Raw genomic sequence first — 9797 nt, 5'->3', positions numbered from 1 at the left:
ATGTTATTTTATATGAAAATAAATTATTTAAATAAAAATGCTTCTTAAGGAGGTAAATATAATGGCAAAAAAATTAAGAGTAGATAAAGTTCTGTCTAATTTAGGATATGGAAGTAGAGCAGAATTGAAAATGTACTGTAAAAAAGGATTAGTTAAGGTAAATGATAAAGTGATATCCAATCCTGGGACGCAAGTTGATACAGATATTGATAAAATAGAATTTAATAATGAAGTAGTACGATATAGAGAATTTGTTTATATAATGATGAATAAACCAGATGGATATTTATCAGCAACTTTTGATAAAAGAGATCCAATAGTTTTAGATCTAATAGATCCATCCTACTTAACATTTGAACCATTTCCAGTTGGAAGGTTAGATAAGGATACAGAAGGTCTTTTAGTTTTAACTAATGACGGTCAACTGGCTCATAGAGTATTGTCACCTAAGAAACATGTTCCTAAAACATATTATGCAAAAATAGAGGGAATAGTAACACAAGAAGATGTGAAAGCATTTGAAAAAGGTGTTACTTTAGATGATGGATATGAAACTATGCCTTCTCAACTTAAAATTATAGAAAGTGGGGACGTATCAGAAATAGAACTTACTATACATGAAGGAAAATTCCACCAAGTAAAAAGAATGTTTGAGAGTGTGGGCAAAAAAGTAGTATACTTGAAAAGACTGTCTATGGGTAAATTAATTCTAGATGAAACATTAAGTCTAGGTGAATATAGAGAATTAACTGATAAAGAAGTTAAATTAATAGAAGAAAGATAAGATAGTGGAGGAAATTATAGTGAAAAGAAAAGATGTAATTGAATTTGAAGTAGGCTCTATGGAGTTTGGAGGAGAGTCTTCAACTTTAATAGGAAAAAGAAAAATAAAAATGAAGGGCGGAATTACAGGTCAAAAAGTAAAAGCTATTGTTAAAAAAGCAAGAAGTGAAAAGGCTGAAGTAAAACTACTTGAAGTATTAGAAAATTCACCACTAGAAACTTCTCCAGTATGTAAGCATTTTGGACAATGTGGAGGATGTTCTATATTATCTGTTCCTTATGAAAAACAATTAGAAATAAAATCAGAACAAGTTTTAAAATTATTTGAAGAGCAAGGAATAGAAGGATTTGAATTTTTAGGAATAGAAGGAAGTCCAGTAGAAAGATTATATAGAAATAAAATGGAGTATACTTTTGGAGATGAAGTAAAAGGTGGACCTCTTACTTTAGGAATGCATAAAAAAGGAAGACATCTAGATATCATAACTGTTGATGATTGTAGATTAGTAGATGAAGACTTTATAAAAGTATTGAGTTCTACAGTTGAGTATTTTGTAGGAAAAAATCTTCCTTATTATAGAATAAATTCTCATCAAGGTTATTTGAGAAATTTAGTTGTTAGAAAAGGTGTAAATACTAATGAATTAATGGTTAATATAGTAACAACTACTCAAGAAGATTTTGATATGAGTGAGTATAAAGATATGATATTAAACCTTGGAACAAAAGCAGAAGTGGTAAGTATATTACACACTATAAATGATGGACTTGCTGATGCAGTTAATTGTGATGAGTTAAGAATTTTACATGGAAGAGACTATATAGAAGAAGTAGTTTTAGGACTTAGATTTAAAATATCTCCATTCTCATTCTTCCAAACAAACACTAAAGGTGCTGAAAAATTATACAGCATAGCTAGAGAATTTGTGGGAGATCATGAAGGAAAAGTATTATTTGACTTATACAGTGGAACGGGAACTATAGGACAAGTTATGGCAAGTGCTGCGAAACAAGTTTATGGTATAGAAATAATAGAAGAAGCTGTTGTAGCTGCAAATGAAAATACTAAATTAAATGGGCTTGATAACTGTGAATTTATAGCAGGAGACGTGGCTAAAGTAGTTAAGAACCTATCTGAAAAGCCAGACTTAATAATAGTTGACCCACCAAGACCAGGCGTTCATAAAGATGCAATAAGAGATATAAGTGGATTTGGTGCTAATGAAATAGTTTATATTTCATGTAATCCTAAGACTTTAGTTTTAGATATAAAAGGATTTGAAGCTTATGGATATAAAGTGGAAAAAGTTAAATGTATGGATATGTTCCCAAATACACCACATTGCGAAACTATAGTAAAATTAAATAAATAATTGTATTTATCAATTAAAGTCTAATTATCTCTAATAAACTTTAATTATAATCTGTTAAAATATGATTAAATTTAAGGAATAGAACTGATAAAATGGAAGACAAAATAAATATAATTAGAAGTAATGTAAGTACAGGGATTAATCAATATATTGATTAATCCCTGTACTTACATTTTAATCAAATTTTAGGGTAATTGTAATGAAGATTTGGTTATTTTAAGACTTAGAAATCGACACTTTTTATTAATTAAACTCTAATTTAACTTTAGAAAGTTGGATATTTTACTATAGCTCATGATAATAAAATTAAAATATAATTTAGTGCTTATACTAGAAACATAATAATTGTAAAGTTTTGTAGAATGTCTTGATACAGTGAGGTATAATCACAAGCGACAAATATGATATAATGTGAAAAAAGAGTAGGAATAAAGTAGAAGTCTATAACCACAAATAAAAGAAGATTTGGAGAGGAGTGTCGAATGAAATGTTTATATTTCCATGGTATACGTTAAACGATCAAATTAAAATTACATCAAATGCCAGTAGGGAAGAAAGGTTACAGATGAAAAGAACAGACCGTATGAGATATATGAACGTGCCGTTTGCTATTAATATTATGTCAGGTAACCAATATGAAGAAAAACAAAACATTTCTTTTGGAGGAATAAGTGAAGGAGAACGATTTACTGCTAGGCAAAAAACACAATGTAAAGAACAGGTGGATGGAAAAATGATTTTTCCAAGTGAATGGGGAATTCAAATGCATCAACATGATTATTTTGAATTAATGTATGTGCTAGAGGGAAGTGTGGAACAAAAAATTGAAAATAGCACTTACATATATAAAAAAGGACAGGCTTGTTTTATCAATCGTAATACAAAGCATTGTGAAATATCAGGAAAGGATTTTTCTGTAGTTTATTTATGCTTGTCAAAAGAATATGTTAGAAGGTTAATAGAGATGACAAGTAATTCTTCAGGTATGATTTACCGATTTCTGAACTCTAACTTGCAAGAAAAAGCTACTTATAAGAAAGATTATTTGTTTTTAAATGCGTTTCAAAATGAAGAGGTTATTAAGTGTACATGTTATTTATTTGAAAAAATGACAAAAGAATTAGAGGAGAAGAATCCAGGGTACTTATTTATTTTTCACGGTTTAGTAGAAAGGGTCTTTAATATTTTACAAGATAAAAATAAGTATCAGCTTTTATATGTTTCCTTAGATTCTACTGTAGAAGAAATACTTTTCACACGGATTAAAGATTTTATTGAAGAAAACCCAGGAAAGTGTTCCAGACAGGAGATTTCTACAAAATTAAATTATAGTGGGGATTACTTGAATCGAATCGTAAAAAAATATACGGGGCTTAATATTACACAGTATTGTCAAAAGGTTGCACTAAATGAAACAAAAAGGCTATTGCGCGAGGGTAATATGAGTATTTCAGCTATTATTGATAAGGTTGGTTTTAAAAATCATAGTTATTTTTATGAACTTTTTAAAAAAGAATTTGGTGTGCTACCAAGTGAATATAGAAAAATGCATAGATAAACAGGTCTGAATATGATATAAGAATATATAATATGTCGTGTTTACAACAGTATTTTTCTCACAATATGTGTAGTAAGATTAATATTAGAAATTGATTGTACTATACAAGGGGGGAAGACATGCAAATAATAGGAAAAAATGTAAATATGTCTCAAGTGTATGAAGGAGAAGTAAAAGGTCGTGAGATGTTTGGTCATGCCATTGCAGGTTTTGGACAAAATCTTATTTTTGGATTATGGAGTAGCTATATGCTTGTCTTTTATACAGATATTTTCGGTATTTCAGCAGGAGCAGCAGGCATTATTATGTTACTGACAAGAGTATGGGATGGATTTAATGACCCTATGATGGGATCTATTGCTGACCACACTAGAACCAAATGGGGAAGATATAGACCATGGCTTTTATTCATGTCACCGATTATTGTAATTTTTTTAGTACTAAATTTTAGTTCACCAGACTTATCACCTGTAGCTAAGATCGTATATGCAAGCATTACTTATGTTATGATGAGTATGGCATTTACAGCAGTAGATGTTCCATATTGGACTATGCCAGCTGCAATGTCTGCAGATGTACAGAAACGCTCTAGAATTATTAGTTTTTCTCGTATGTCAACAACAGTAGCAACAACAGTTCTTGGTGTTATCGCAGTACCTTTGATTAATGCATTTGGTCAAGGAGATATGAAAAAAGGTTATATGATGACTGCACTAGCAATTGGTCTTGTTGGAGCAAGCTTTTATCTGATTGGATTTGCGAATATTAGGGAACATGTACAGCCAATAGCAAATCAGAAAATTGGTTTTAAGAGTTCTGTAAGAGCAATTGTTCGAAATAAACCACTATTATTATTACTTGCTTGTGGTTTACTTGGAAATACTGGGACAATGTTAAAACAGGGTATGGTAATCTACTATGTACAGTACTGTGTTGGTGATTTTAATTTAATACCAATTTTTAGTGTATTATTTTTACCAGGTATGATTTTAGGTCTTGCAATTGCACCAATATTTACGAAAAGATTTGATTCGAAAACTGTATTTATTGGTTCTAGAATTTTTGGAATTGTAGTAGACGTTATCTTCTTCTTTGCAGGATTTAGTAATATTCCACTTACAATGTTCTTGTATGCATTAACAAGTATTCCACTTGGAATTTCATCAGTAGTTTCTGCAACTATGCTTACAAATACAATTGAGTATGCTGAGTGGAAATTTGGAAATCGTCAGGAAGGTTTAATCAGCTCTACACAAACTTTAACAGCAAAAATTGGAATGGCATTAAGTGTTGGTGTTACAGGACTTGTTTTACAAATTGCAAACTATGTACCAAATCAGGTGCAGACACACGAAACACAGATGATGATTCATGGAGCATTTACTTTATTCTGTGCGGTAGTAGGTTTACTTGGAATTATTCCAATGCTATTTAATAAATTTACAGATAAAAGACATGCAGAAATTGTGAAAGAGTTAGAAGAACGTAGAAAACAAGCAAGACAGTAAAAAGGAGTGACTATATGAGAAATAAACAAAACTTTGATAGGGATTGGACATATATAATTGATGAAGTAGGTCCACTGGCAAAAACATATGCTAAAAGTGGAATAATTGCTGGTATTACAAATGCGGTAGATGGTGAATTGTTTGAACCATTTGCAGGAGCTGGCAACATGATAAGAGCTTTGCAAGATATTCTACCTGCAGGTGACGATGCAAAGGAAAATGTCGATGCTGCTAATATGTTAATGGGAAATCTTCCTGAAAAGGCTAAATCGGCAAAGGATTGGAAAAAGGTAAACTTACCACATGACTTCCGTGTAGAGATTGGTGTATCAGATGATGCGACAAACTGGGCACAAGGATATATTCCTGATGGTATTGCATATTATAGAAAAGCATTTAAAGTATCTAAAAGTTTACTAGGAAAACGTATAGTATTAGAATTTGATGGTGTAATGCGTAATGCATCTTTCTGGTATAATGGTTGTTTTATTGGAGATCATTATTCAGGATATACTGGATTTCAATTTGATGTAACAGAACTTACTAAGTATGGTGATGAAGAAGGGGATAACGTTATCTTGGTTCGTTGTGATACTACAAATGGAAGTGAAGGATGGTGGTATGAAGGCGGTGGTATTTATCGTCATACATGGCTGACAACTTATGAAAATATTCATGTGGATCGTTGGGGTGTATTTGTAAAGCCAATAGTAGAGGGTAAAAATGCAAATCTTGAAATAGAAACTACTGTTTGTAATGAAACTTTTGAAGAAGCTAAATATACAGTACGTACCGTGATTACTGATCCAACAGGAAAAGAAGTTGGAATTGTAGAAACAGAAGGAAATCTTCCAATCTACGGGAAAGAGACATTAAAGAGTTATTTGAATCTAAAGGATGTTTTCTTATGGGATTGTAGTAATCCATGTCTTTATACAGCTACTACTGAAATTTTTGTATCAGGGGAGTTAGTTGATAATTATAACACTACATTTGGTATCCGAAGCATTGCCTACACAGAACAAGGCCTTTTATTAAATGGTGTACAGACACCTTTATACGGAACTTGTTTCCATCAGGATTTTGTAGGAGTAGGTGCTGCTATTCCAGATGCAATTCAGAACTATAAGATTCAAAAAATTAAAGAAATTGGTTTTAATGCATTTCGTTCTTCGCATAATCCAGCAACCTTAGAATTATTGGATGCTTGTGATCGCTTAGGTGTTTTAGTAATTAATGAAAATCGTATTATCGAAACAACAAAGCATAGAATGGAAGATTTAGAAGAATTGATTAAAAGTTCAAGAAATCATCCATCTGTTTTTGCATGGAGTATGTCAAATGAAGAAATTTTTGCAGGAAGCTATCAGGCATTACGAATTTTGGATAAAATGTTACCATTTGCAAAAAATTTAGATGATAGTAGGTTATTCTTATCTGCAGAAGCTTTTCTTTCTGGGGAAATGGCAGCAAAATATGGATTAGAACTTTATGATGTGTTTGGAATGAATTATGCAGAATCGGCGTTAAATGATAATCAGATAAAGAAATTATCTTCTGAATATCCAGGTATGAAGTTCCTTAGTACAGAAAGTGCGTCTTGGTATACAACTAGGGGTATTTATGAAGATAATAAGGAACGTGGACATTGTTCTGGCTATGGAACTCGCTATGTTATGATGGGTGGAGAAGGCGGCCCAAATGCAGGAGGAACTGCAAAACCATGGAGAACTTGGAATTTCTATGAGGAAAATCCAAAGACGGGAGGGTTCTTTATATGGACAGGTTTTGACTATCGTGGAGAGCCAACACCATTAAAAGATTATCAGGTATGCTCAAATTTTGGAATCATGGATACTTGTGGTTTCCCAAAAGATGACTGTTTCTACTATCAGGCACGAATGAAAGAAACACCAATACTTCACATTATGCCACACTGGACATGGGATAAAGAAGGAGATATAAAAGTAATTCGCTTATATACAAATTGTGATGAGGCAGAACTGTTCTTAAACGGTAAATCATTGGGAAGAAAACCATTAGAAGAAGATTGGATTCAGTTTGACGTTGAATACCATCCGGGTGAATTATTGGCAGTTGGGTATCGAGGAGGAGAAATAGTAGCTCGTGATATACAAAGGACTGCTGGAAAACCTGTAGCAATTCATATGACAGCAGATCGTAATGTAATTCACGGCGATGGTATGGATGTTGCCTGTGTAACTGTATCTATAGTAGATGAGCATGGAATTATTGTTCCAAATGCAGAAAATAATGTAACATTTGATGTATCTGGGGCAGGTTATTTATTGGGACTTGGAAATGGTGATCCAGGATGTAGAGAGAATGATAAGGCATCAAGTAGACATGCTTTTTCAGGTTTGATTCTTGCCCTGGTTCAATCTGAGGAACAAACAGGAAAAATCAAGGTTCGTGCAACTTCACCAGAGTTGGAAGCTTGTGAACTTGTATTAACAGCACAATAAAAGATATAAAAAGTGCAAACATAGCGTGTCATGTTTGCATTTTTTATGTTAAATTTAGAATAGGTTTAACATATTTTATATAAATTGAAGATTAATTTAATATTATACTTTGTAATATAATAATTATGAGAATGAAAACTTTAAGATTAGTAGGAAGATTTAGGGTATTTGTATTAAGAATGCTAAATTTGCATATATGAATCTAAAACTTTATATTATGTTTTGTGAAATATAGAAAAATAAAATTATATATCTCTATAAAATTTAATAGTAACATGATAATGAAAACCTTTTATTTTAATGTTATACTAGAGAAAACTGCTAAATTTTTAACAGTATTACTTAGGAACTAATTCTTGTTTCTAATGACAAATAGGGGGGGAATTAAACATGAAAATAACTGAAGGATACATGCCTTTTGAAGGTTTCAAAACTTATTATCGTGTAGTAGGTGAAGCAACAGAAGGTAAAAAACCATTAGTACTACTTCATGGAGGGCCAGGCTCTACACACAACTACTTTGAAGTATTAGACAAAATAGCTGAAAGTGGTAGACAAGTAATAATGTATGATCAAATAGGTTGTGGTAATTCATTTGTGGAAGGTCATCCTGAATTATTCAATGCTGATACTTGGATAAAAGAACTTATTGCATTAAGAGAACATTTAGGGCTTGATGAAATTCATTTATTAGGACAATCTTGGGGAGGAATGCAGGCTATTTGGTATGCACTTGAGTACAAACCAAAAGGAATTAAGTCATATATTCTTTCATCTACTCTTTCTTCTGCAAGCCTTTGGGAAACAGAGCAAAAAAGAAGAATATCATATATGGATGAAGCTGATCAAAAAGCTTTACTTGATGCAGTAAATACAGGAGATTATTCTAGTAAAGAATATAGTGATGCTTTAGATAAATTTATGAAAATGTATTGTGCAGGCGAGGTAACTGAAAATGATCCAGAATGCTTAAGAAGACCTAAGAAATCAGGAGCTGAAGCGTATGTTGTAGGATGGGGACATAATGAGTTTTCTCCATCAGGAACACTAGCTGGATATGAATTCACGGATAGATTACATGAAATAGAGGAACCTTGCTTAATAACCAATGGAGCAATTGATTTGTGTTCACCATATATTGCAAAAACTATGTATGATAGAATTCCTAATAGCAAATGGGAATTATTCCAATACTCAAGACATATGCCTTTTGTAGAAGAAAATGAAAGATATATGAAAGTTTTAAATGAATGGTTAGAAGCTAATGATTAATAAGTAATAATAAAACTTAATATGGAAGATATTAAGTTTAACTATTAAAAAATAGATAATTACAAAAAGAGAGATTAAATAATATTTATTTACTCTCTCTTTTTATTTTAGGGTAAGGTGAAAAGCTCCTAGGATTCTCATATGTTGATAAACAAATAAAAATATGTTAGAATATGGAATAAAATGGTTAATTTTAATTATTATGAAATGAGATAGATATAATGAAAGATAAGTTAGTAAATTTTACAAAAACAATGATTTTTTCTCATTTATTTAATCAAAAATTAAATAATAAGGTTTGGGTTTTTTCTTCTACAAATAACGAAGAATTTAATTATAACTCTAAATATCTTTTTATATATGTACTAGAAAATGAAAAGGATATAACACCATACTATGTGATAAATGATGATAATGAACGAGAGAGATTAAAAAGAAAGTATGGAGAATCATTTTTCATTGAAACAAAAACATTAGAAGGAATTAAGACAGTATTATCAGCAGGCGTTTGGTTCACATCAGCAGGACTTCCTTTATATGGAACTAAATTTAACAACAATAGGCAAATCATAAATTTATGGCATGGAGTTCCCTTAAAAAAAATTGCATTATTAGAAAACAATTATAGTAAATTAAAAAAAATATATTTTAAAACAATATTCTCAAAGAATTACTCATATATACTAACAACTTCAAAAAATTTAATTAATATTATGAAGGATAGTTTTGGTGTGGATGAAAGAAAAGTAAAAGTATGGGGTCAACCTAGAAACGATGTAATATTTAAGAATGTAAATAAAGATATTTTAGAATCATT

General features: G+C 31.1%; 7 protein-coding genes. All 7 read left to right on the top strand.

The window, feature by feature from the left end:
* The first annotated feature begins 61 nt into the window (after positions 1-61).
* On the top strand, positions 62-784 hold the full coding sequence (locus NSA58_RS10895) for a pseudouridine synthase (protein WP_039678451.1): 723 nt from the start codon (positions 62-64) through the stop codon (positions 782-784).
* Between the two features lie 19 nt (positions 785-803).
* On the top strand, positions 804-2156 hold the full coding sequence (gene rlmD / locus NSA58_RS10890; protein ID WP_074429928.1) for a 23S rRNA (uracil(1939)-C(5))-methyltransferase RlmD: 1353 nt from the start codon (positions 804-806) through the stop codon (positions 2154-2156).
* A 565-nt stretch (positions 2157-2721) separates the two neighbouring features.
* The gene (locus NSA58_RS10885) at positions 2722-3714 is read left to right on the top strand and encodes an AraC family transcriptional regulator (protein WP_161791893.1); all 993 of its coding nucleotides are present in this window, start codon (positions 2722-2724) and stop codon (positions 3712-3714) included.
* A gap of 119 nt (positions 3715-3833) precedes the next feature.
* A complete protein-coding gene (locus tag NSA58_RS10880) occupies positions 3834-5222 on the top strand; it encodes an MFS transporter (protein WP_052232852.1) in 1389 nt (462 codons plus the stop codon).
* Positions 5223-5464: 242 nt separating this feature from the next.
* Complete coding sequence (locus NSA58_RS10875) at positions 5465-7708, top strand: glycoside hydrolase family 2 TIM barrel-domain containing protein (protein ID WP_257560458.1); 2244 nt, start codon at positions 5465-5467, stop codon at positions 7706-7708.
* Between the two features lie 390 nt (positions 7709-8098).
* Entirely contained in the window at positions 8099-8980 is an 882-nt protein-coding gene (gene pepI / locus NSA58_RS10870; RefSeq protein ID WP_039678454.1) for a proline iminopeptidase, read from the top strand.
* Between the two features lie 221 nt (positions 8981-9201).
* Positions 9202-9797, top strand: a 596-nt coding sequence (locus NSA58_RS10865) for a CDP-glycerol glycerophosphotransferase family protein (protein WP_257560457.1), incomplete at its 3' end; no start/stop codon positions are given.

It is taken from the genome of Terrisporobacter muris (assembly GCF_024621905.1).
GTDB lineage: Bacteria > Bacillota > Clostridia > Peptostreptococcales > Peptostreptococcaceae > Terrisporobacter > Terrisporobacter muris.
Note: the sequence above shows the minus strand (reverse complement) of the source record. Positions and strands in the feature narration are given on the sequence as shown.

Bases quoted from the DNA above. Each gene is read 5' to 3' on its own strand.
- NSA58_RS10885 (WP_161791893.1), top strand. From the start codon at position 2,722: ATGAAAAGAACAGACCGTATGAGATATATGAACGTGCCGTTTGCTATT.
- NSA58_RS10880 (WP_052232852.1), top strand. From the start codon at position 3,834: ATGCAAATAATAGGAAAAAATGTAAATATGTCTCAAGTGTATGAAGGA.
- NSA58_RS10875 (WP_257560458.1), top strand. From the start codon at position 5,465: ATGGGAAATCTTCCTGAAAAGGCTAAATCGGCAAAGGATTGGAAAAAG.
- pepI (WP_039678454.1), top strand. From the start codon at position 8,099: ATGAAAATAACTGAAGGATACATGCCTTTTGAAGGTTTCAAAACTTAT.
- NSA58_RS10895 (WP_039678451.1), top strand. From the start codon at position 62: ATGGCAAAAAAATTAAGAGTAGATAAAGTTCTGTCTAATTTAGGATAT.